The organism is Candidatus Zixiibacteriota bacterium (genome assembly GCA_026397505.1).
Classification (GTDB): domain Bacteria; phylum Zixibacteria; class MSB-5A5; order GN15; family PGXB01; genus JAPLUR01.
Window position 1 is genome coordinate 1 of the sequence record JAPLUR010000074.1, and the last position, 22,942, is coordinate 22,942.

At 51.2% G+C, this 22,942-nt stretch carries 20 protein-coding genes; 2 read left to right on the plus strand and 18 right to left on the minus strand.

Features of this window, described 5'->3' with window-relative positions; all coding sequences use genetic code 11:
* The 16 genes from nrfD to NT002_07940 all read right to left on the minus strand — a co-directional run.
* Nucleotides 1-932: polysulfide reductase NrfD (nrfD, locus tag NT002_07865; GenBank protein ID MCX6829184.1), on the minus strand; the 932-nt coding region annotated here is incomplete at its 3' end.
* Nucleotides 933-958: 26 nt separating this feature from the next.
* On the minus strand, nucleotides 959-4,156 hold the full coding sequence (locus NT002_07870; protein MCX6829185.1) for a TAT-variant-translocated molybdopterin oxidoreductase: 3,198 nt from the start codon (nucleotides 4,154-4,156) through the stop codon (nucleotides 959-961).
* Nucleotides 4,153-4,800, minus strand: coding sequence for a cytochrome c3 family protein (locus NT002_07875; GenBank protein ID MCX6829186.1), 648 nt, complete (start codon nucleotides 4,798-4,800; stop codon nucleotides 4,153-4,155). The genes NT002_07870 and NT002_07875 overlap by 4 nt, the downstream gene beginning before the upstream one ends.
* A 149-nt stretch (nucleotides 4,801-4,949) precedes the next feature.
* Complete coding sequence (locus NT002_07880; protein MCX6829187.1) at nucleotides 4,950-5,939, minus strand: heme o synthase; 990 nt, start codon at nucleotides 5,937-5,939, stop codon at nucleotides 4,950-4,952.
* A 375-nt stretch (nucleotides 5,940-6,314) separates the two neighbouring features.
* Nucleotides 6,315-6,776 carry a CBS domain-containing protein gene (locus tag NT002_07885; protein MCX6829188.1) on the minus strand — a complete coding sequence of 154 codons (462 nt, stop codon included), beginning with the start codon at nucleotides 6,774-6,776 and terminating at the stop codon, nucleotides 6,315-6,317.
* A gap of 152 nt (nucleotides 6,777-6,928) precedes the next feature.
* Nucleotides 6,929-7,081, minus strand: a complete 153-nt coding sequence (locus tag NT002_07890; protein ID MCX6829189.1) for a hypothetical protein — start codon at nucleotides 7,079-7,081, stop codon at nucleotides 6,929-6,931.
* Entirely contained in the window at nucleotides 7,081-8,925 is a 1,845-nt protein-coding gene (locus tag NT002_07895; GenBank protein ID MCX6829190.1) for a hydrogenase iron-sulfur subunit, read from the minus strand. Before NT002_07895 ends, NT002_07890 begins: the two co-directional genes overlap by 1 nt.
* A gap of 15 nt (nucleotides 8,926-8,940) precedes the next feature.
* Nucleotides 8,941-9,552, minus strand: a complete 612-nt coding sequence (locus NT002_07900) for an FAD-dependent oxidoreductase (protein ID MCX6829191.1) — start codon at nucleotides 9,550-9,552, stop codon at nucleotides 8,941-8,943.
* A 34-nt stretch (nucleotides 9,553-9,586) separates the two neighbouring features.
* Complete coding sequence (locus NT002_07905; GenBank protein ID MCX6829192.1) at nucleotides 9,587-10,714, minus strand: (Fe-S)-binding protein; 1,128 nt, start codon at nucleotides 10,712-10,714, stop codon at nucleotides 9,587-9,589.
* A gap of 17 nt (nucleotides 10,715-10,731) precedes the next feature.
* Nucleotides 10,732-11,199, minus strand: coding sequence for a hydrogenase iron-sulfur subunit (locus tag NT002_07910; GenBank protein MCX6829193.1), 468 nt, complete (start codon nucleotides 11,197-11,199; stop codon nucleotides 10,732-10,734).
* Nucleotides 11,200-11,201: 2 nt separating this feature from the next.
* A complete protein-coding gene (locus tag NT002_07915) occupies nucleotides 11,202-14,066 on the minus strand; it encodes an FAD-dependent oxidoreductase (protein ID MCX6829194.1) in 2,865 nt (954 codons plus the stop codon).
* 15 nt (nucleotides 14,067-14,081) lie between these two features.
* Complete coding sequence (locus NT002_07920; GenBank protein MCX6829195.1) at nucleotides 14,082-14,267, minus strand: FAD-dependent oxidoreductase; 186 nt, start codon at nucleotides 14,265-14,267, stop codon at nucleotides 14,082-14,084.
* 41 nt (nucleotides 14,268-14,308) lie between these two features.
* The gene (locus tag NT002_07925; GenBank protein ID MCX6829196.1) at nucleotides 14,309-14,875 is read right to left on the minus strand and encodes a 2-oxoacid:acceptor oxidoreductase family protein; all 567 of its coding nucleotides are present in this window, start codon (nucleotides 14,873-14,875) and stop codon (nucleotides 14,309-14,311) included.
* A complete protein-coding gene (locus tag NT002_07930) occupies nucleotides 14,862-15,746 on the minus strand; it encodes a thiamine pyrophosphate-dependent enzyme (protein ID MCX6829197.1) in 885 nt (294 codons plus the stop codon). Before NT002_07930 ends, NT002_07925 begins: the two co-directional genes overlap by 14 nt.
* On the minus strand, nucleotides 15,743-16,900 hold the full coding sequence (locus NT002_07935; protein ID MCX6829198.1) for a 2-oxoacid:acceptor oxidoreductase subunit alpha: 1,158 nt from the start codon (nucleotides 16,898-16,900) through the stop codon (nucleotides 15,743-15,745). The genes NT002_07930 and NT002_07935 overlap by 4 nt, the downstream gene beginning before the upstream one ends.
* Entirely contained in the window at nucleotides 16,887-17,177 is a 291-nt protein-coding gene (locus NT002_07940; protein ID MCX6829199.1) for a 4Fe-4S binding protein, read from the minus strand. Before NT002_07940 ends, NT002_07935 begins: the two co-directional genes overlap by 14 nt.
* Nucleotides 17,178-17,650: 473 nt before the next feature.
* Between NT002_07940 and NT002_07945 the strand changes: the two genes are divergently transcribed.
* Both NT002_07945 and NT002_07950 read left to right on the plus strand, forming a co-directional pair.
* The gene (locus NT002_07945; GenBank protein ID MCX6829200.1) at nucleotides 17,651-18,211 is read left to right on the plus strand and encodes a 2-oxoacid:acceptor oxidoreductase family protein; all 561 of its coding nucleotides are present in this window, start codon (nucleotides 17,651-17,653) and stop codon (nucleotides 18,209-18,211) included.
* Nucleotides 18,212-18,329: 118 nt separating this feature from the next.
* Nucleotides 18,330-21,281 (plus strand): hypothetical protein, encoded by a 2,952-nt coding sequence (locus tag NT002_07950; GenBank protein ID MCX6829201.1) that lies wholly within the window; start codon nucleotides 18,330-18,332, stop codon nucleotides 21,279-21,281.
* Between the two features lie 40 nt (nucleotides 21,282-21,321).
* Here the strand turns inward: NT002_07950 and NT002_07955 are convergent, their stop codons facing one another.
* Together NT002_07955 and NT002_07960 are read right to left on the minus strand one after the other, a co-directional pair.
* On the minus strand, nucleotides 21,322-22,200 hold the full coding sequence (locus tag NT002_07955; GenBank protein ID MCX6829202.1) for a CoB--CoM heterodisulfide reductase iron-sulfur subunit B family protein: 879 nt from the start codon (nucleotides 22,198-22,200) through the stop codon (nucleotides 21,322-21,324).
* Nucleotides 22,193-22,666 carry a 4Fe-4S dicluster domain-containing protein gene (locus NT002_07960; GenBank protein ID MCX6829203.1) on the minus strand — a complete coding sequence of 158 codons (474 nt, stop codon included), beginning with the start codon at nucleotides 22,664-22,666 and terminating at the stop codon, nucleotides 22,193-22,195. Before NT002_07960 ends, NT002_07955 begins: the two co-directional genes overlap by 8 nt.
* Nucleotides 22,667-22,942 lie beyond the last annotated feature (276 nt).

Sequence of the window (22,942 nt, forward strand, 5' to 3'; positions counted from 1 at the left end):
GTCACCATCATGATCTTGGCCATTTTTTCCAGATGATTGACGGTGATAAAATCTTCAAGCATGAAAATTTTTCGCGCGATTATGCCCAGAGTCACAACCATGGCAAATCCCGAGAAAATGGCTCCGGCCACAAAATAGGGCGGGAAAATAGTTGTGTGCCAGCCGGGAAGAAGGCTGACCGCAAAATCGGTACTTACCACGCTATGAACCGAGAGCACCAGAGGCGTGGAAATTCCCGCCAGTATCAGATAAGTAAGCTCATAATGCTTCCACTGGCGATTTCCCCCCCGCCAGCCCAGAGAAAAGATGCCGAAAATTATTTTTCTCAACCTCCCGGTCGCCCTGTCGCGTAGAGTTGCCAGATCGGGAATCAGACCGGTATACCAGAAAAGAAAAGAGGCGGTAAAATAGGTGCTGACGGCAAAGACATCCCACAGGAGCGGGCTCCGGAAATTGGGCCACAACGACATCTGGTTGGGTACCGGGGCCATCCAGTAGGCGACCCAGATTCGTCCGACATGAATTCCGGGGAATATCAGAGCGCACAGAATGGCAAAAAGAGTCATCGCCTCGGCAAACCGATTGATTGAGGTCCGCCACCGCTGCCGCAACAGAAACAGGATGGCCGATATCAAAGTCCCGGCATGCCCGATACCCACCCAGAATACGAAATTGACTATCGCCCATCCCCAGCCGACCGGAATATTGACACCCCAGATGCCGATCCCCTCCCAGACCAGATAGCCGATCGAACCCAGCAGGACCAGCGTTAGCGAACCGCTTATAGCTATGGCCAGGTACCAATATTTTGATACTTTATGCTCGACTATCCGACTGATCTTATCGGTCACCGTCCCGAAAGTCTGATTTCCGGATATCAGCGGAGGTTCATCGACATAAGAACGAGGCAAATTTTCGGCAGCGTTTTTCACGATAATCTGTTTCTTGCTTCAGTTTTCTAACCTGTAATAGGTTTATAATTCTCCAGTTCCGGATGCGGGTTGCGGATCCGCGCCAGATATGAATTGCGCGGCCTTGTATTAAATTCGGCCAGAATCTGGTAATTACAATTCTGCTTTTTTATTTGCGCTATTTCGCTTTCGGGATCGTTGATATTTCCAAAAACAATCGCCCGGGACGGACAGGTTTGCTGGCAGGCCGTAACCAGTTCCCCATCGCGAACCTCTCTCCCCTCCAATTTGGCTCTGGCTTTGGCATGACTGATACGCTGGACACAGAAAGTGCATTTTTCCATCACGCCGCGGGAACGGACCGTTACATCCGGATTTTGCGCCATTTTTATGGTTTCGGATAATTTGTTGGTATAATTGAAGAAATTGAACCGGCGCACTTTATAAGGGCAATTATTGGAGCAGTATCGGGTTCCGATGCACCGGTTGTAGGTCATCACATTAAGTCCTTCCCTGTCATGCACCGTAGCCGCCACCGGACAAACTGTCTCGCAGGGAGCGTTTTCGCAGTGCTGGCAGGCGATCGGCTGATGAACCATTTCCGGGGAATCGATATCCCCCACGAAATAGCGGTCGTTTCTTATCCAGTGCATTTCTCTTCCCCGTGCCACCTGCTCCTTGCCGACAATCGGAATATTGTTTTCGCTCTGGCAGGCAATGGTGCAGGCATTGCATCCAATACAGGCATTGAGATCTATTGCCATGCCCCATTGATAACCCCGGTCATATTTATGTTCGGTGAAAATCGATTCAATCGCCGCATGCTTGACCATCTGAGGTGCAAAATCCGGCTGACGACGGTATTCATCGAGAGTTGCTTCCCGCACCAATGGCCTCCCCTCCATGCTCTGATGCTCCTGAGTCACGGCCAGCTTATAAGTCTGCCCGGTTTTGATTATTTCCAGGCCCTCCCCAAAATCTTTGGCGTCGGAGGTTCTCAATTTATATGTGTCGAAACCGACATTGTCGCCGACTTTTCCCGCGGCTTTTCGACCGTAACCGAGTATTAGAATCACCGAATAATCCGCCTGCCCTGGTACGATCCATACCGGCATCTCCAGAGAGTGCCCCTGGTAATCCAGCCTGACCATATCGCCATTTTCAAGATTCAATTCTTTGGCCGTTCGCGGACTTATTAAGGCCGGATTATCCCACGTAATTTTTGTAACGGCATCGGGAAGTTCCTGCAACCAGCCGTTATTGGCAAAGCGGCCGTCGAACAGATGTGGAGAGGATGCAAAAATCACTTCCAAGTTATTGGAATCGATTGCTTTATAGGCCGGTATAGATGAATTAATAGCTCTGTTCAGATAATCGTAATCAATTTTAATCGCAGTCGGGTAATAGGTATTGGCCTGATGCGTATTCATTAAGATTGAGTCATAAGATTCTTTCCGCCGGCCATTATCGACAGCCTGCCTATCGGATAAAAGGGCCGCGCTGGCAAAAACCACCTCTGGATTGTCATAATCAATGGACTCATTTCCCGGTCCGGTTGAAGCAGTCGTCCGGTTCAAATTGATGTCATCAATCATAGTCGCCCTCAATGGCAATGCCGCCGATGTCAGAACCCCGTCACAGAGAATTTCTTTCCAATATTTGTCAAAACTCGGGGTTCCCATATATCCTTTCCATCGTTCCCGGATCAAATCATACCCGCGCTGATCCCGGCCGGTGGCAATGAGGTTTAACATTTCCAGATAGCTGTGTCCTCCGTAAAGAGGCTCAATCATCGGCTGGATAACACTTAAAGTTCCCTTGACCGCTCGGGCATCACCCCAGGACTCAAGATAATGCGTTTCCGGGATATGCCATTCGACCCCTTGGGATGTCTCATCATTATAGAGACTCAGATGAATGGTATGCTCTACTTTCTTTAAAGCTTCGGCAAATTTCAAATCTGACGGAGCATTATAGACCGGATTGCCTTCAAGGATAATTAATGTCGAGATATTGCCCCGATTCATTTTTTCGACTAAAACTGCCAAATCATCGGTATTTGGAACCTCCGCATCGGCCGCCTTACGATAGGTGACCGTATTTCCAATTGCGCCCAGAGCGTCATTGATGGCCATTATCAGAGCATGGACATAAGAAGGCTGACGACGCCCCGCGATTATCAGACTCGATTTACCCGCCGAGAGCAAATCCCGGGCAACCACGTTTATCCACTTTTTATCAAAAATGCCCTCCGGGTAGGCCGCTTTGGTATCAATATTAAGATTCAGACCAAGTGCATTGAGTTCCTGCGCCAGGGCCACCGCAAACGGGCCGATATGCCGACCGGGCAGCCGAAAGCGATGATCCGCCATTCCTCCGGTGACAGAATAAGTGCTCTCCACCGCATAAAGCCGGTTCATATTGTCTTTCTCGGAACTCAAGCGGCGTCCATCGGCGAAACCCCGGGCGGCCGTAAGATTCTGGCTTTCGGTTTGTAGAAAATCGGAATCCAATGAGAGAATCACCGTGGCCCGGTTATAATGATAAACCGGCCGGATGGGCAAACCGGTACTGCCTTCTATAGCCCGGAGAATATTCTCATCGCTGACCGGATCCCAAACCACGAAGGATGCCAGATTAAATTCAGAAAGAATTTCTGTTTTGAGCGCCTTCAGTGTGGGCGATGAAAATGATTGCGATAAGATCGCCAGGCCTTCCCCTCGCACTTGCCGGTATTTTTCATATTGCTCCCGCCAGAACAAAACGAAATCTGTCCATTCGCGTTCGTTCCCGCGATAAAGAACTCTTTTTGAACGGTCCGGATCATATAGCCCAAGTATCGAGGCCTGCATCATTGCATCGGCGGTCCCAAGTGATGACGGATGTAAAGGATTTCCTTCTATTTTGGTCGGCCGGCCCTCGTGACATTCAACCAGCAATCCATAAGAATCCAGACCAATCGGCATGGTCGTGGCATAATGCCGGGGCACGCCGGGAATAACCTCTTCGGGTTGATTCACGTAAGGAATTATTTTATCCACCGGGCGACGGCATCCGGCCAGACCGGCCAGAGCCAGAGAAGCGCCCATCAGAGAAAGAAAATTCCGCCGCGAAATGGAATTATCTTTTTCCCATGCGTGTTCCGGGAATTCCCGGTGCAAGGCCTCCATAGATTCCGGCTTGTCGGCTGATTGCGTCAGATTCCGCCAGTATCTTTTCCCGTCGTATTTCAATTTATCACTCATCGGTGACACCCCGAACAATCGGTGGGCGGTGCAATCTGCTTCTCTTTCCTGACCCGTTCGGCAAATTCCTTCTGGTCGGCGGGGGGAACCCAATTCATGTTGGTCAGCTGCTCCCGAGGACGAAGGTGCATATCCGGATTGCGGTGACAATCAAGGCACCACGACATGCTCAGGGGCTGCTTTTGGGTGACCACTTCCATCTGGGCGATATTTCCATGGCAATCGGCGCACCCGACTCCTGCATTGAGATGAGCGCTGTGGTTGAAATAGACAAAATCGGGAAGTTTGTGGACTCTGATCCATTGAATCGGCTCTTGTTTGCTCCAGCTTTCACGAACCGGCAACAGCTTCTCACTTTGAGTCAAAATGATTTTATGGCAATTCATGCAGGTCTGAGTCGGAGGAACATTGGCAACCGGCGAAATTTCCACGTTGGAGTGACAATAGCGGCAATCAATTCCCAGATCCCCGGCATGAAGTTTATGGCTATAAGGTATCGGTTGTCTGGGCCGATAACCGACATCGGAATACTGGGGCGAACCAAAATACCAGAATCCGGCTATTACCGTCACCGACACAAGCAGAAGCCCCCCCGCAATTAATGGGGGAAGTTTATTGGTCCATCGGGGAAATATCTGTATCATGATTACTCATCCGGCCATGCCAAATATCGCCGCAACGGCCGCAAAACGACCTTTATTATATATGACAATCATTCGAAGACTTACATCATTTATCAACTGGATATTCTCTCCTGAATCAATATCCCCATTGCCTTCAATTACTCCAACCGTCATAAAAATCTGTCTATAACCATTGCCGCGCACAATGCAATCAGATAGAATATCGAGAATTTAAAAATACTCCAATACGATTCATAAGTCATTTCTTTTCGCGCCATATTTGTCTTTTTGATAAAAATCAAACCCAGAAAAACGGCCGCGATCAGGTAAAACCATCCGGACCCGACCATCAGCGGAATCAAGCTTCCCGGTAGCAAAGCCACCGCATAATATTGAATCTGCTTCAAAGTTGCTTCAGCGCCTTTTACCAATGGAAGCATGGGGTATCCCGAGGCCCGATAATCATCCTGGAAACACAAAGATAGCGCCCAGAAATGGGGCGGCGTCCAGAGGATAATTATCAGAGTCAATAAGCAGGGGAAAACCGCTATGCCGCCGGTTGCAGCCAGCCAGGCGCCGAGCGGAGCCATGGCTCCGGCAATTCCCCCGACCACTATATTATAAGGTGTGGTCGGTTTGAGATACAGCGTATAGAAGAGGGAATAAAATAATATTGTGACCAGCGAAAGAATCCCCGTCAGCCAGTTGAAAAACATCCCAAGAATTGTCACGCCCGAGATGCCGAGGACAATAGATAAAATCAAAGCCTCGGAAGGAGAAATCTTCCCCGAAGGAAGCGGTCGGCGGCACCGGGTGCGACTCATCCGGGCGTCAATGTCTCTTTCAAAGTACTGATTCAGCGAATTGGCCGCGCCGCCGGACAGAAATAAACCTGTAAAAAAAAGTGTGAATTTTCCGGGATAGGCTGTCAGGGTTCCCTCAATGAGAAGGGCTGCCGCGGCGGTAATCAGGACCAACAGCATAATGGAGGGTTTGGTCATTTGGAAATAAGCTATCAGGCGGGATCGGCAAAGGATAAGAATACCCGGATGCTTGAGAATAGCCCCCCCCGAGCCCGGAGACGGAATAGGCTCCGACTCTGCAAGTGATTTTACTGGTTTAAGATAGCTCATCTGATTATTGCGCATAACGGATGCCATTTGGCCCTTCTACGAAGCAAAATGCTCCATATTTGAGATAAACCCGAAATGACCGCCCGGTGGTTTCTTTTCCCTCCGGTTCCGTCTTATTTTGACTTAAATATAGATACTTCAGGGCCAATTTGGAAAGAGGAAAAATTATGCTATAGAGAAAAGGTCGGATAAATTAGAACTATTCACTTTTTATCCTACGATCAAATAAACCGGACTCGAATTTCAAGGCAGGCTTCGGCAGGATAGAAGTGAATAATTAGAGCAATTTGCGCGGCGTGACAGGATAAATTGTGAGACGAATTCAGCCAAATCATGCCCGGATCGATGTCGGCTCCGGATTACCGCTTGCGAAGAAGCATTTGCCGCCAATTGCCTTATACTCTACGCGAAAGAGTCGTAATCTCCTGACTTGTCCCGCTTGTTCAGCATATCGGTGAGAGTGTGTATCTCGGCCTCCATATCCTCCATTCTCATGCGATAGATATCCTGCAGAGAAAAGAACCCGACCATTTTCTCACCTTTGACAACCGGGATATGGCAGATATTCTTCTTCTCCATAAGATTGGCGATAAAGGCGGTGTCGTCATCCAGCTTTCCCTCGACAGAAATGGCCCGCATGACATCTTTGACCTTCAACCCCGTGTAATCACCCTTGGCCCGGCGAATCGCCGAGAGAATATCCAGACCTTTGATCATCCCGACCGGTTTCCCCTCTGCCTCGACCACCGGGAGACAGCAAAGATTCTTGTCGACAAATAGGCCCATAACCTCCTCGATGGGAGCCGCCGGAGCTAGCGTGAGGAGTTGTTGCGGCCTGCCCTGGAGAACATTTCTGAGAAGCATGATTATTCCTTTCTACCAGCGAATATATCGCCACCTGTTCTTACCTAAAACGTAACATAATACATACTGCAATGATGATGTGACTCCTGTCACACCGGTTTATATCAAAGGACGGTACTGTCGGCGTCGTTCGCCGGCATCTTCCGCCCCGGCTACTTGCCCGCCTCCTTCACATCCGGCAGCCGCCTCACGCTGTTCGAGCGGCATTTCGGGCAGGACCTTTCCGTCACATTCTTGGGATCGTACATTCCCATGTACTCATGCCCGCAATTCAGGCATTTGAATCCGGTTTCTTTCGCCGCCATCAGGTCTCAACTCCTACTGTTCTTTTGGATATTTTCTGTTCGCGTTTGGCTTCCTCTTCGGCCAGGACCTTCATGGTATGCTCGATTTCTTCAGTTGTCACCAGTTTCACTTCGTTCTCCAGTTCCCGCATCACCCTGGCGAATTTCTGCCCTTCCGCCGCCGATATCCACTCAAGGCGCAACCGCTCCGGCCGGATTTCATATTTCTCCAGCTTGTTCCACAGTCGATCCAGACGTTTCTGTGTCCAGTGGACGGCGTTGATATAATGGCAGTCCGAGAAATGACACCCGGAGACAAGCACCATCGGGGCACCGAGCCGGAACGCATGGATCACAAATTTCTCATCGACACGCCCGGAGCACATCGTTCTTATCAGCCGGCAGGTCGGCGGATACTGCAGCCGCGAGGTTCCGGCGTTGTCGCCGCCGGCATAGCTGCACCAGTTGCAGGCGAAGGTCAGAAGGTGCTTATGGGCGTCCCTTTCCAATATTGCATCAATCTGTGCTATAATCTGTTCGTCGCGGAAATGCCGCATGATAATGGCATCCTGCGCGCACTCAGCGGCACAGGCGCCGCATCCGGCACAGGCCGCCTGAATAATCACCGGAGCCTTCTTTGCGGCGCGGTCCGGCGCTTTGATGGCATTATACGGGCAGACCTGAACGCAGATACCGCAGAAATTGCATTTTTCCGCATCAATGCGCGAAGTGATCGCCTCAACCTTGGTCTTCCCGGCATTGAGAAGAATGCTTGCTCTGGCGGCAGCCGCGCTCGCCTGAGTCACGCTATCTTTGACATCTTTCGGCGATTCGACACACCCGGCGATAAAGACACCTTTCGTCGGGGCGTCCACCGGTTTCAGCTTGGGGTGCGACTCCATTATAAAACCGTCCGAGGTGGTGGAGAGCGTCAGGAGTTTTCGAACCTGCTCACTGTCCCGCCTTGGTATCACCCCCTGCGATAAAACCAACATCTCCAGTTCGTGCTCTTCGCGCTTGCCGGTCGTTGTATTCTCCACCGTAAGAATCAGATTGTTGGTCTGCGGGGTTTCGCTCACTTCTCCGGGAATACCCCTGATATACTTAACCCCCTCCTCTTTACTCCGCATGTAAAGGTCTTCAAATCCCTTGCCGAAAGCGCGCATATCCATATAAAACACTTTGGCCTCGATACCCGGATAATGGTCACAGAGAAGCAGGGTATCTTTGACCGTATTCATGCAGCAGATATTGCTGCAGTATGGATTGCCGCGTCCATCGCGGGAACGGGAGCCGACACATTGAATAAATCCGATCGTTTTAGGTGTTTTGCGGTCGCTTGGCCGTATGAAATGCCCCCCGGTCGGGCCGCCGGCGCAAATCAGACGCTCAAATTCCATACTCGTGATAACATTTTCATATCGGGTATATCCATATTCATCATATTCGGTCGGATCGAAGGCCTCCATACCGGTGGCGGCAATCACCACGCCGACTTCGATATTCAAAAGCTTATCCTGATCATCATAATCGATACAGTGCTTCTGGCAGGCATCGGCGCACTTGCCGCAGGCCAGCGGGTTGTTGCCGAGGCAGTTTTTCATGTCAAGGACATATGATGACGGCACCGCCTGCGGAAACGGCATGTAAATCGCCTTGCGTGAGGAAAATCCCTGCTGATATTCATCCGGCACCGCCACCGGACAGACTTTGGCGCACTCGGTGCAAGCGGTGCATTCTTTCGGATTTACATATCGGGCTTTTTTACGAATCGTAACATTAAAATTGCCTACGAAGCCGGCTATTGCTTCGACTTCGCTGTAGGTCATCAGTTCAATCTTGGGATGTCGACCGACATCCATCATCTTAGGCCCGAGTATTCATATCGAGCAATCCATCGTCGGGTACGTTTTATCGAGAGCCGCCATTATCCCGCCGATGCTCGGCTCCTTTTCCACAAGGTAGACTTTATGCCCTCCGTCCGCCAGGTCGAGTGCCGCCTGAATCCCGGCGATACCGCCGCCGATAATCAGCGCGGCTTTTGTGACCGGCACCTCCATCTCCGTCTGTGGCTCCAGAAAACGCGCCCGGGCCACGCCGCTCCGGACAAGGTCCTTGGCCTTCTCGGTGGCTTTCTCTTTCTCCGTCTGATGCACCCAACTGCAGTGCTCACGGATATTGACCATCTCGAACAGGTAAGGATTCAGCCCCGCATCGGCGACACATTGCCGGAAAGTAGGCTCGTGGATCTTGGGCGTGCACGAGGCAACCACCACCCGGTTCAACTTATGCTCGATAATCGCCTTCTTGATTTCATTTTGCCCGGGATCGGCGCAGGTGTATTTGTTTTGCACCACGGCCACGACATCATCGAGCGTGGCCGCATACTTGCTGACCGCGGCGCAATCGATGGTGCCGGCGATATTCAGCCCGCATTCGCAGACAAACACGCCGATGCGCAGATCATCCGGTTTCTTCGGTTGATTGGTCATATTTCATCTCCCATGATATCTTTATCTTAAACCATCAGCCCTCAAGAGCCGAGGCTACTATATTCACAAAATCACTCACGAGCAGGTCGCTTTTCTCCTCCTGTTCGCCGCAGGCGGCACAGCGGAAATGGATCTGGCATTTCGGGCAGGCGGTCACCAGCGTTTTCGCCCCGGTCTCTTTGGCTTCTTTTAATCGGCTTCGCTGAATCTGCCCGGAGGAGGCATCGCAGTTCATCCAGTTGGTGGTACCGCAGCAAATCGAACCGCGCCGGTTGCGGCGCATTTCATGCAATTTAACGCCGGGGATAGAGGACAGCACCTGCCGCGGCTGATCATAAACACCCAGATATCTTCCCAGCCGGCAAGGGTCCTGAAAGGTCACCTCCATATTGAGCTCTTTGAATTTGAGTTTGTCTATACTCCGCGCAAAAATCTCGCTAATATGCAGTACTTCATAACCAGCCTTGCCCAATCTTTCCGGGTACAATTTTTTCAGGGACAGCGCGCATTCGGGACAGGCGGTTATCACGGTTTTGGCCCCGCTTTCTTCAATATCCTTCATATTCAGCCGGCCGAGCTCGTCGAATTTCTCAAGCTGGCCAAGCCAGTAGAGATCATGGCCGCAGCAGCGTTCGTTTTCCAGAACAACCGGCTCAATACCGATCCGGTTAAGTACTCTCACCGCATCGCGAGCAATGGAGACCGGCTCAAAAGTGAAGTCCTTGGCAAAGAAATCCTGAAAGTAAGGAAGACAACCGACAAAGTATAGAAACTCACCCTTCTGTTTGATCCTCAGGTCTTCTGTAATCCAGCCGGTCCGGTTCTGCTTCAGTCCCGGCGAGGCAGCCATCTCCATTATATGAAGCAATGCCCCGCCATGTGATGGGTTTCCCCACCGGCCCTCTTTATAAGCTTCGGCACGCACATCCCGCATGTACTCGGAATACTTGACATCCACCGGGCATCGCTGCGAACACAGTTGGCAGGTAAGGCAGGACCAGAGCAGGCGGTCGGATAAGAGGTCGCGGCCGCCATAGAAAATTCCCTCGGCCAGCATCCGCCGGGGTGAATATCCTTTATTGAAAGTGGAAATGGGACAGACCGCTGTGCACTTACCGCATTCAAGGCAATAAAAGGCCCGACTCTTCTTGAGTTGTTCCATGACCTTTTCCATAGGCGCTATTTCTCGGATTTCGGTTTATGGTTCAAAGGGCTTGGCCCCAGGGCCGTAATCTGCTCGATAAATTCGTTGATAACCTCCGCCCATCGTCCCCCCTCGGCCGCAGAGACCCACTCCAGTCGAACCCGCTTTTCGTCCAGACCGAGCGTTTTCACCAGCGCTTTGGTCTTCTCAAACAGCTTCACCTGCTCATGGTTGCCGAAAATATAATGGCAATCGCCGAAATGGCACCCCGAGACAAGCACCCCATCAGCGCCCAATTTTAAAGCCTTCAGAACATAAGCGGGGGCGACTCGTCCCGAGCACATGGTTCGTATTATCCGAAAATTGGGCGAGTGTTGAATCCGGTTTACTCCGGCCGTATCGGCGCCGGCATAGCTGCACCAATTGCAGGCGAAGGCAACGATATTGGGCACGAATTTCTCCGGCACCGTATTCTTTTTGATTTTGGAAGTTTTTATCGCCATATCTATGCTCCGCTGACCAGCAATGCTTCCATCATCGAATTGATCTGTTCATCGGTGAAGTGCAGCGCCACAACGGCGCCGGTGGGGCAGAAACTGGCACAGGTACCACACCCCTTACATAACGCCGGGTTGATCTGGGCCGCTTTCAATCCGGGCGCGATTTCCATCATCGATGGGGCGTGGTACTGGCAGATCTCAACGCACTTGCCGCAGGCCCGGCAGAGCGACTGTTCCACCATGCAGGTGGTCGGGTCCAAGCTCACAGAATCACGGGAAATAATCGAAGCCGCTTTGGCCGCCGCCGCACAACCCTGTGCAATCGAGTCGGCGATATCCTTGGGGCCGCTGACACATCCGGCCAGAAAAACCCCCTCGGTGGTGGTTTCCACCGGCCCCAGTTTGGCGTGGCGCTCCATGAAAAAGCCGTCGCTCCCGCGCGGCACCTTGAGAAGATTCTGCAATTTGGCGGTACTTTCCTCATTCGGCACCATCCCGGAGGCCAGAATAACATGGTCAACATCTATTTCGAGCGTTCGATTCAGAGCCAATTCCAGAATTTCGACTCTCTCCACACGCTTACCGTTACCATATACTTTGGGAAGTCTTTGCGGGTTGTACCTGATAAACTTGATGCCCAGAGCGCGGGCGTGACGGTACTGCTCCTCCGCCTGGGCGCCGACCGTTCGCATGTCGCGATGAAAAACCGCCACATTCACGCCGCTCTCGCGAAGACGAACCGCCTGTTTAATGGTCGTGGGACAGCAATACCGCGAACAACCGGGATTCTTTTCGGGGTTCCGCGAGCCGATGCACTGAATGAAAACAACCGTTTCCGGTGTCTTCCCATTTATGGTTATCCTGCCCTTCGTATCATGCAGAATATCTTCCAGTTCCTGATTGGTGATTACATTTTCATATTTATCATACCCGAATTCATCTTTCGGTCGGTATATCTCAGCCCCGGTTGCCAGTATTATGGTCCCCACGCGAAAGTTGCCATAAGTGCTGGAAACATCGAAATTTCCGACATACCCGGTTATCGCGTTGATTTCGGTCGAGGCGATCACCTCCACCCGGCTGCTTTTGATTTTCTCGACAATCGCCCGCGCCAGCTCGAAAGCCGAAAGGTTGGCGGGATAGACTCGGGTGAGATTATTCAATCGGCCGCCGAGCCGACCCTCCTTTTCGATAAGGTAAACCTTCGCGCCCTGAGCCTCAAGCTCCAGAGCGGCACACATGCCGGCCACGCCGCCGCCGATAATCAGCGCGCTCTGATTAACCGGAATTGATTTCCGATACAGCGGCTGCAGCCGCCGCGCCTTGGCCACCCCCATCCGGAGCAGGTCTCTTGCTTTGGCCCGTGCATTTTCCGGCTCGTTGGTATGCACCCAGGAGCACTGATCCCGGACATTCACCATTTCAAAAAGATATGGATTCAATCCCGCCAGTTCGCAGCTTTCGCGGAAGACCGGTTCGTGCGTCCGCGGTGTGCAGGCTGCCGCCACGACCCGATTCAGTCCCTGTTTGATAATTTGTTCCTGTATCATCCGCTGTCCTTCATCGGAGCAGAGGAAAAGGTTGTTTTCCACATGGACGACGTCGGGAATAGATTTAGCATATTCCTTAAGCGATTCAATATCAAGCACACCGGCGATATTTATGCCGCAGTGGCATAAAAACACCCCCACCCGCGGCGGCCCCGAAGCATCAAGCTCCTTTATCTCCCTGGGCACTTCTTTGATGCGGAATTTTGCGACATGGCGCTCCGCCTGCGCAGCCGCCCCGGAACCCTGCGTGACCGAATCGGAGATATCATTGATTCCGGCGGCACAACCGCACACATATACCCCCTCCCGTGCGGTGTGCAGCGGCGAACCATATTTGGTCTCAATCCTGAAAAAGCCATTATCATCAAGATCAATTCCAAGCACGTCGGCCAGTCTCTCATTTGATTCCGAACCGATAGCTCCGGCAGAAAGGACCGCCAGATCGACACGAGCTTTGCCGACCTCGCCGGTCTCGCCGTTCTCATAGAATATGATCGGGTCTTTGGTTTCGGGATCCTGAAGTATCTTGGATGGCCGGCCGCGGATATATTCCAGTTCGGGCAATTTCATTGATCGCTGATAGAATTCCTCAAATCCCTTACCGGCGGCCCGAAGGTCCATATAAAAGACCATTATCTTGTTGATATCAGGCTCATGCTGCTTGACCAGCAGCGCATCTTTGACCGTATTCATGCAGCAGAAACGGGAACAATACTGGCAACCCGCCTCTTTTCCCTCGCCTCGCGAACCGACGCACTGAATAAAAGCAATCGTCTTCGGCGCCTTGTGATCGGACGGCCTGACAATATGGCCGCGCGTGGGGCCGGTGGCGTTGAGAATCCTCTCCAATTCCATATTGGTGACGACATTATCATACAGGCCGTAGCCGTAGCAGGGAATGGCCGAAACATCGTAAACGTCAAAGCCGGTGGCCACAATAACCGCCCCGACCTCGAGATCAATATGCCGCACGGTATCATCAAAATTGATGGCATTGCGGTCGCATCGGCCGACACAATTATTGCAGACAAGGAAATCATCATTCAGGCAGTGCTCTATATCGATGATGTAAGTATTCGGTACCGCCTGGGCAAAAGGCGAATAAATGGCCTTGCGGACACCCATCCCTACCTCGAATTCATTGGGCACCGCCACCGGGCAGTCCTCGGCGCATTGACCACAGCCGGTACACAGGTCTTCGTTGACATAGCGCGGATTTTTCCTGACTGTCGCCCGGAAATTCCCGACCTGACCTTTTAACCCGATTAACTCCGAGTTAGTCAGTATTTCGATGTTGGGATGCCGACCGGCATCCAGCATTCGCGGACCCAGAATTCATATGGCGCAGTCCATCGTCGGGAAGGTCTTGTCAAGCTGAGCCATCCTTCCCCCGATGGATGGTGTTTTCTCCACCAGATAGACCCTGACCTGCGACGATGCCAAATCAAGCGCCGCCTGAATCCCGGTGATCCCTCCGCCAATTACTAAGACTCCCTTTTCTCTGACGCTCTTCGCGTCCATATCATCTCCTTGAACATACTACTCCGGGCAGGTATTGCATATCAGACTGTCACTTCAGTCTTTTCTTCTTTCAGCTTAACACCGTATTCATACCCTTTGTCGAAGGCACTAACATTCAAGGTCTCCGTGCCGGCGGGAACCGATGTTTCAACCGCCTTCCGCAGCGCTTCTACAGGCATAATGCCGGTCACGGCTCCAAAGAATCCGAGCATAACGATATTCAGGACAAATTTCTTGCCTATCTCTTCGGCGATACGGGTGGCCGGAATGCCATAAGTCTTGACTTTCGGACCATGCTCATCCAGTTTGACCATATCCTTTTCGTAAATCACTATGCTTTCTTCAGTAATGTTACGCTTATGCATCTGGTAACCGTCGTTGGATATGGCCATCAGTATCTGCGGGGTGGTTACATAAGGATAAAGCACCGGGTCATCGGATACAAGCACCTGCGCACTGCAGGCGCTACCGCGCGCTTCCGGCCCGAAGCTCTGAGTCAGGGTGGCATGTTGATTATTATAGATTGAGGCCGCCTTGCCAATGATATAGCCGGTGAGAATGACACCCTGGCCGCCAAAACCGGTAATTCTGATTTCAGACGTTGCCATTGCAGCCTCCATAAGGCTTATATTTGTCGCCGAATGCCTTCCTGTTCCCCTCATTCATGCAGTCAAGGAAAGTCGGCTTCTCAATATCGAGGAATTTTCCGACGACAATCTTCGACTGGTAATCAATATCGACTTCTCTTAAATCGGCGCCGTGCTTGATAACACTGTTATCGTGGTAAAACTTCATAAGGTCGAGTCCGGAGCCAAGCTTATTGAGTCTGGCATATAGGGTCGAACAGGGGGCGATGACTTCGACAAACGAGAAGCCTCTTTTGGTTATGGCCTCTTTCATTGATATTGTCAGGCGGCGGACATGCAGGGCCGTCCAGCGAGCCACATAGACAGCGCCCGACGAGGCCGCCAGAAGCGGAAGATTGAACGGGTGCTCGTAGGTGCCATATGGTGAAGTAGCCGACTTGGCCGAAATGGGGGTGGTCGGGGCCGCCTGCCCGCCGGTCATGGCGTAAATAAAATTATTGACGCAAATGACCGTGATATCCGCATTGCGCCTGGCCGTATGGATCAGATGGTTGCCGCCGATGGAAATGAGGTCCCCATCGCCGGAGAAAACGATGATCTTCATATCCGGGCGGGCGACATGAAGGCCGAGCGCGAATGGAATGGCCCGCCCATGAGTCGTATGAAAGGAATCCAGCTTCATATATCCCGCAACGCGGCCGGTGCACCCGATTCCCGAAACAAAGGCAACCTTATTCAAATCGAGATCGAGCTGCTCGAGAGCTTCGGCCATGGCTGTGACAACCGTTCCCAGTCCGCAGGTCGGGCACCAAATATGCGGGATACGATCCATCCGAAGGATCTTTTCCATCGGATGTGTCTCTGCGACCGATTTATTAACTTCTATGCTCATTTTACCGCTTCCTTTATCGTGTTATAGATATTCTCGGGCTTATGGACGGTTCCTCCCGCATGCCCGACAAGATAGGTCCGGCACTTTCCGGCGGCGCACCGATCCATTTCCAGAAAAACCTGGCCATAGTTCATCTCCACCATAATCAGCGCTTTCACCTTACCGGCCAGCTCTCTTATCCGCTTTTCCGGGAACGGCCAGACTGTGACCATCTTGATCTGGCCGACTTTCATGCCTTCTTTTCGCGCCTTGGTGATGGCCGGCTGCATGACCCGGGAGGATATTCCGTAACCTATCACCACGACTTCGGCATCTTCCATATCCCTTTCTTCCAGCCAGATAATGTCGTCGACATTTTTCTTGACCTTATCGATCAGGTGACGAACATTCTTTTCATGAGCTTCGGCGTTGATAACAGGATACCCTCTTTCATCATGGGTTAATCCGGTGATATGGAATTTGTACCCCTTGCCGACCGGCAGCATCGGCGGGATTAGTTCCTTGGACCACTCGAACGGCCAGGCTTCACCCGGAGGCTTGTCGGTGAAGCGCCTTTCGACCAGGTCGATATCCTCGGCGGGCGGTATAATTACTTTCTCTGTCATGTGCCCCACGCATTCATCGGACATGATCAATATCGGCATCCGGTATTTTTCGGAAAGATTGAAGGCGTGAACCGCCAGTTCAAATGATTCCTGAGGCGAATCCGGAGCCAGGGCGATTACCTCGTAGTCGCCGTGCGAACCCCAGCGGGCCTGCATCATGTCGGCCTGACCGGGAAGGGTGGGCAGACCTGTCGATGGGCCGCCCCGCTGCACATTCACCAGGACACAGGGGGTTTCGAGCATAATTCCCAGCCCGAAATTCTCCATCATTAAAGAGAATCCCGGCCCCGAAGTGCAGCTCATCGTTTTTGCCCCACCCCAGGCGGCCCCAAGGATGGCATTCATGCTGGCCAACTCATCCTCCATCTGAATAAAGACGCCCCCGATAAGAGGGAACCGCCGTGCAACCCTCTCGGCAATTTCGGTGGAGGGAGTAATCGGATAACCGGCAAAAAACTTGCATCCGGCCGCGATCGCCCCTTCGGCTGTGGCATGATTCCCATCAAGATAGTGAGAACCGGTTAGAACATTTTCCTTATTGGCTTTCAAGCGAAACCTCCTTCTGTCCCTCCTCGACCCGCAGACTGTAAATGGCAAAATCCGGGCAAAGCAACTCGCAAAGGTGGCAGTTGACACACTCCTCCGGTTTTACCGCGGCCGGAGGATGATACCCCTTGGCATTGAATTCATTCGAAAGTTTCAGAACATCTTTGGGGCAGTATTCGACACAGAAACCGCACCCCTTGCATCGTTCTTTTATGATATGAAGTTCACCCCTTGGGATTTTAATCTGGTCAATATCTAAGGGGATTCTCCAGAATTTCATAAACGCCTCCGCTATAGGACTATTTTTAGACCTATGTCATGCGAACGTTTTAAGTCCGCGCACGTTTTTATATATAGGTCAAATGACCTTTGAATTCTTCTGCCTGAATACCCGGCACAACCACCGGTTCACGACCGCAAACGAAAGAATTCAACGATCGTTCGTCTATTCCTATAAGAAAAAGGCGTATCTACCATAGTTGAGTAAAATCCTAGCTGCACCAGATACGTCTGGAACATATCTAATATATAAAATACAAATTCCATTGTCCAGCAGTAAATCAAGAAATTTATCATTAGAAAATATGGCGGACTCCTTTCGGCATTGCGGACCAACTTTCGAAGCTTGTCGGCCAAATCACCCCTCCGATCGCACGGAATTTATCTATTGCCAAATATCTTCACTTTCCTGTATATTTTGTCCCATGACAAAACCGGGATGGCCAATCAGACCGGTTTTGAGGAAGGGAGAAAATGGCTTTCAGATATAGCATAAGATTAAGCGGCGCCGGCGGGCACGGGCTGATTCAGGCGGCCAGAATACTGGCCGAAGCCGCCGCCGTATATGACAACAAGAATGCGTCCGAAAGCTGCTCATATGGCCCGGAATCAAGGGGAAACGCCAGTCGGGCCGAAATCGTCATTTCTGATGAAGCCATAGACTGCCCCCGGGTCGAAACCGTGGAGTTCTTTGTGGCCCTGACACAGGAAGCTTATGATAAGCACATCAAGGATTTGGACCCAAAGGGCATTCTGGTGACAGACTCGAATGTCCAAACTTTGGGAAAAACCGGAAACCAAAAAGTATTCTCGGTCCCTTTTATGGAAATTGCGGAAAGGGAATGCGCCAGACCCGGAATGCTCAATATCGTGGCCCTCGGCTTTTTTGCCGCGGTCAACAACGTTATCAGCAGGGACTCCATCCGGCAGGCGATACTGGGCCGCATTCCGAAAATGTCCGAGGAAAATTTCCTAAAAGCTTATGAGGCCGGTCTTAACGCCGCCCGCCGGTTTGGAAGTGAATACGGCAAATAGTTATCTATCTTTCCGGCACAGTGTTGCCTTCCTTCCTGTGACCGGCCGTCAACAGGCTCCTTCGAGATGTTTTTATCGGGACCGAATTACGGTTGCAATAGCCAGAGGATAAAACCGAATGAAAGACCATCTGACCCGCCTCACCGAAAGAGTCGCAACCCTCGGCAACTACAACCGGAAATACCTTCATATCATCTCCAGTAACATTGAAAAACTGAAAGCCGCTCTGGAACAGCAGGGGAAACTTGACCGGGTGCATCTCTGGAGTTATGCCTTGGAACTTCCGGGCGAGATGGATACGATCCTGCATGTCGCCGCAGACGAGCGGGAAAAACTCGATTTCCTCGGCTGTTATTTTGCGTTGCAGTTCCTCCAGATGAACCTCCGTTTTGTTGATATCGTCAAGTTGGAATTCGCCACCAGCCCCGAGCCGGCACAGACCGGCAAAAAGCTTATGCTGGAATCAGGACGGATGTTTCGCATTCTGACCAAGTGCTACATGGAACGCCTGCTCGACATATTCCTTGAAAGCGAGCACAAACCGGAATTTGTCATGCTCGGAGTCGGCACGCGCGCCGACCAGGATGATATCGACCTGGGGATAATCCACCAGGACCCGGGTGACGAGGAGCTTCTGAATCGGGCCATAGGCCGGCTCGCCAGCGAAATGTTCAAGAAAGCCAATCGACTTCATTTCCATCTATCCGAGCATGTTGGTGAAAACAGTTTTACGGCCACCATTTCACAGTATGAGGAGATTCTCGATAAAGGGGCTTATGATTTTATCATCGTCACCGAAATGCTGGGGGCGGCGGTTATTCTTGGAAATTATCCCCTTTACGACCAATTTAGAAACCGCGTGACCAACCGCTTCTATTATGATCCTCGAAGAAAGGACAGCCACTATCACGAGGGTTACCTGCGAGGCATTCTGGGTGAGGTTAATTCTCTTCTGACCCGCCTCAAGCTGACCGAGGCGATTAATCCCAAGGATGATGCCCTGCGTCCCATGAAAAGTCTGCTTTCCGCCATCAAATTGGTATATGGTATCGATGAGGTCAACGCCTTCAATATCATTGACAGGCTGAAAGACAATGATCCGCAGCGTCGGCCGCAGTATGATGATTTGGAACGAACGCTGAGTTTCTTTGAGGTTTTTCGCCATCTATATCAGATAATGGTCGCACAGGACGAGGATATCAGCCCGAGAGAACCCGGTGTTGAAGCTATGGTGGCCAAAATTGCGGCGATGCTCGGTTTTGAGAAAAGGGGAGTGGTCTCGGCCGAGGATTTTCTGCTGGTAATATATTATGAATTTCTGGGAAAAAGCACTCGCGCAATCGAGCTCTTGACCGAGGATCTGAAAAAACATCTGCGGGAAATCAGCGTTTTCAAGCCGATTTTCTCCGGCGCCAGGCACCGCAGGCCCGGCTTTGAGGGAAATCTCGCCATTGATTTTATACGCGCGTCGAAATTCGTCAAGGGGATAACTTACTGGGATGATTTTCAGGAGCAACTCAGCGATGAAGATGGCCGCTTCTATGATGATTTTATCGATAGCCTGAATCAGCTGCCCGACCGCGTGAGACAGAAAGTCGCGCAGGGGTATGTTGCCGGTACGGAATACGACCCCGCCTCGGTCCTGAAGTTCCTGGTCATTCTTGGAGAAAGAGCACAGAATCAAGAATCAAAATCCATTTTTGATACTATGAGCCGGCTGTTCATTGATGAGCTGGGTCGTCTTTATGATACTTCCGCATCGCTGATGCAAATGATGAACAATTATCCCGATATTCTCAACCGGTTCCTCACACTTATTGAATGGGAGTCGCTGGCGAAATTTGTCAAACTGGTACAGAGAAAGCCGGCCATGACCGAGTTCCTTCCGGGCCATACCCAATTGCTGACCCTGACAAATCTCCATTTTCAAAGCAGCCACTTTTTCAAGCAGCATTTTCATAAGGTCTTGAACAAATTTCCGGTTTATATCAGAAACCTCCACAATAATGATAAGCTCAAAGAGATCAGCGATGGCTTTTATAGCGATCTGACCTCTCTGCCCTCGATTGAAAAGCGCATCGAGCAACTGGGCGATTACTATGACCTCGAGTTTGTCCGGGTAAGTCTTCTGGCCATGGCCGGTTCCCCCTGCGAAAGAACCGATGCCGAATTTATTGAATTCTGCGATAACTACACCCTTTCCCTGTATGAGTACTGCCAGCAGGTGGTCCACCTCTCCCTTGGCTATTCCATGCATACCTACGATCTTTTTGCGCTCTATGCCACCGGCGGCCATGCCCGGGAACAGGGTTTCGATGACGATTTCGACATGATTGTCATTCTCGATTCCGATGATTCCGAGCAGATTGAATACTGCGACAAGATTGTGGCCAAGATGAACGCTCAGATTCTCAAACGCGGCATCCTTCCCCACCACCGCTTTATCGATTGCTTCGGCAATTATACCATGAGTTTCGATCAACTGGCCGAACATCTGAGTTCCCGCCGCAAGGAAATCTTTGTGGATCAATCCCAGATACTGAGCTCACGAATGCTGGTCGGAAGCGACAGATTGGAGCGCAAACTTCAGGAGAAAATAATCGGCCCCCTTATCTTTGCCCGGGGAAAAGAATACATCGACTACATGAGAGAAGAGATTAAGTCTCGCCACCTGACCGCGGATCCGGATCATATGAATGATGTCAAAGAATGCCCCGGCGGACTGCGCGATATTGAGATGCTTCTGCTTCTATATAAAACCAAGCATATGACACGCGACCCGCTCTCGCGGAAATTCCTCCAGGTCTTGCTGGAGATTGAACCGGAACATGCCGGCGATTTGAGATTCTTAAGGGATCATCTCAACTTTGTCAAAAAGCTCCGCGACCTCTACCGCCTGAAAGTAGCCGCTCATAATATTATCAGCCGCGAGACTCTGCGGCCGGTCGCCGCCAGCATGGGATATGGTGATGATGATGACGCCGCCGGCAAATTATACGGCGATTTCCTGAAAAGAACCGAAAAAGCCTCAGGAATTATTAAAAAACTGTCAGATAAAATCAGAATTTAGCACGATATTGGGGAGCATGGGGGAATGCCTTTTCCGGGCATTAAGCCCCAATATTAAGCAGCTTGTCCATCTTGACCTTATGGTGCTGAAGGCCGACCTCTTGCGGCGCCAGGCCCTGCGCCAATCCCAGAAGCTGGAAAGCATAAACCACCGGGATATTGAAGGATTTCTTATATTTCCTTCCCAGAAGTATCTGTCCGGTGTCAAATTCATCAAAGCAGGTTGGACATATCAGCCCCATGCAATCAGCGCCGCTGCCGACTACATCTTCAAGAATATCGATCACCATTTGGTCGGAAATGGAATTATCCATGCAGGCGCGTCCGCAGCAAAGCAGAGTTTTATCGTGATGAATCGGCTCGCAGCCGATCGCCTTGAGCAGGTTATCCAGGATGGTCGGCCGGTCGGGATCGTCAACCCGCATGACGCGGGAGGGTTTCAACAGGTGGCAGCCATAGTGCACCGCAACTTTCAGCCCTGTGAGCGGTCGGGTGACTGTCCCGGCGATTCGCTCCATGCCGAAATCATCCCGCAGAACCGTCACCGCATGACGCACATTGACCGTCCCTTTGTATTGCCGTCCGATTCTTTTTAACCGGTCATTGATTTCGGCTCTTAAGGCCGCATCTTCTTTCAGCGCCAGATTCACTTCCGAAAGCGTGGCGGTACAGCCGGAACAGGTGGTGATTATGTCATACCCGGCCTCTTCGGCCAACGAGATATTGCGCGCGGCGATCGTGTACCATTCCATTTTGTCGTGCGCCTGAAAATATATCGGGTCGGGACAGCAGGTAAAACCGTCCCTATCGACCAGTTCGATCCCCATCTTATCGAAGGTTCGGCGCACCGCCGCCTCGAACCACGGATATTTGGTGGTCATCATGCAGCCGAAAAATGGAGTATATTTCACGTCACTCACCCTTGATTATTTTCTTCAATTCGTCAACCGGGTATTCTTTGATTGCTGCCAGCCGCAATTCCTGACGCCATCTATCGGTCAGCGCTGTCGCCTTGGTGGTAATCCCGAAAGAAATAACCGATTCGGCCACTCTCTCGACCCCCTCGGGCGCTTTCCCCGATTTTATGCAGAGATTTTTCAGGGCGATAATCACATCGACCGGACGGACATCCTGCGGGCACCTTTCCGCGCAGGTGTAGCAGTTGGTGCAGTTCCAAATTTCCGAACCGGCCTGCACCAGCTCATCCTCGAACCCCAGAATTGCTTTAAGAAGGATCAGGCGGGGGTTGAAGTTTTCGGAGTAATTATGCGAGGGGCAGTCGGCCACACAGGCGCCGCACTGGTAACAATAGTTATGCCGAAACCCTTCGGCCACCGCGTTGAGTTTATTTCGAAATCCGAAATCTATTTTTCGTTTTTCCTGCATGCCGGTATGAGTATCACAAAGTTAGTTATAAACGCTTGCTGTCGAGATGTCGAGCGAGATCTAATTTTCCAATCTATACATAGTTTATCAAGGTTTTCGATATAAGTCAAGAGATTTTAATCATAAGTTCAGAAGGAGGTAATATCTTTATAAGTGTGTAAAAACGACAAGAGGTGTATCCTTAAGATTTACAAGCTGATTCAAAAGGAGACACCTAATGTCGTATAACGAGTTAGATTTTAGCAGGAGAAACATAGTCTTTGCGCTTTCGGAAGT

What these genes read in the sequence shown, in the direction of transcription:
- NT002_07890 (MCX6829189.1), bottom strand. Translation starts at nt 7,081, where the DNA reads ATGGCGGCGAAAGAAACCGGATTCAAATGCCTGAATTGCGGGCATGAG.
- NT002_07915 (MCX6829194.1), bottom strand. Translation starts at nt 14,066, where the DNA reads ATGCTGGATGCCGGTCGGCATCCCAACATCGAAATACTGACTAACTCG.
- NT002_07960 (MCX6829203.1), bottom strand. Translation starts at nt 22,666, where the DNA reads ATGCAGGAAAAACGAAAAATAGATTTCGGATTTCGAAATAAACTCAAC.
- NT002_07870 (MCX6829185.1), bottom strand. Translation starts at nt 4,156, where the DNA reads ATGAGTGATAAATTGAAATACGACGGGAAAAGATACTGGCGGAATCTG.
- NT002_07925 (MCX6829196.1), bottom strand. Translation starts at nt 14,875, where the DNA reads ATGGCAACGTCTGAAATCAGAATTACCGGTTTTGGCGGCCAGGGTGTC.
- NT002_07885 (MCX6829188.1), bottom strand. Translation starts at nt 6,776, where the DNA reads ATGCTTCTCAGAAATGTTCTCCAGGGCAGGCCGCAACAACTCCTCACG.
- NT002_07875 (MCX6829186.1), bottom strand. Translation starts at nt 4,800, where the DNA reads ATGATACAGATATTTCCCCGATGGACCAATAAACTTCCCCCATTAATT.
- NT002_07920 (MCX6829195.1), bottom strand. Translation starts at nt 14,267, where the DNA reads ATGGACGCGAAGAGCGTCAGAGAAAAGGGAGTCTTAGTAATTGGCGGA.
- NT002_07950 (MCX6829201.1), top strand. Translation starts at nt 18,330, where the DNA reads ATGAAAGACCATCTGACCCGCCTCACCGAAAGAGTCGCAACCCTCGGC.
- NT002_07940 (MCX6829199.1), bottom strand. Translation starts at nt 17,177, where the DNA reads ATGAAATTCTGGAGAATCCCCTTAGATATTGACCAGATTAAAATCCCA.
- NT002_07910 (MCX6829193.1), bottom strand. Translation starts at nt 11,199, where the DNA reads ATGGCGATAAAAACTTCCAAAATCAAAAAGAATACGGTGCCGGAGAAA.
- NT002_07900 (MCX6829191.1), bottom strand. Translation starts at nt 9,552, where the DNA reads ATGACCAATCAACCGAAGAAACCGGATGATCTGCGCATCGGCGTGTTT.
- NT002_07895 (MCX6829190.1), bottom strand. Translation starts at nt 8,925, where the DNA reads ATGATGGATGTCGGTCGACATCCCAAGATTGAACTGATGACCTACAGC.
- NT002_07930 (MCX6829197.1), bottom strand. Translation starts at nt 15,746, where the DNA reads ATGAGCATAGAAGTTAATAAATCGGTCGCAGAGACACATCCGATGGAA.
- NT002_07945 (MCX6829200.1), top strand. Translation starts at nt 17,651, where the DNA reads ATGGCTTTCAGATATAGCATAAGATTAAGCGGCGCCGGCGGGCACGGG.
- NT002_07880 (MCX6829187.1), bottom strand. Translation starts at nt 5,939, where the DNA reads ATGGCATCCGTTATGCGCAATAATCAGATGAGCTATCTTAAACCAGTA.
- NT002_07905 (MCX6829192.1), bottom strand. Translation starts at nt 10,714, where the DNA reads ATGGAACAACTCAAGAAGAGTCGGGCCTTTTATTGCCTTGAATGCGGT.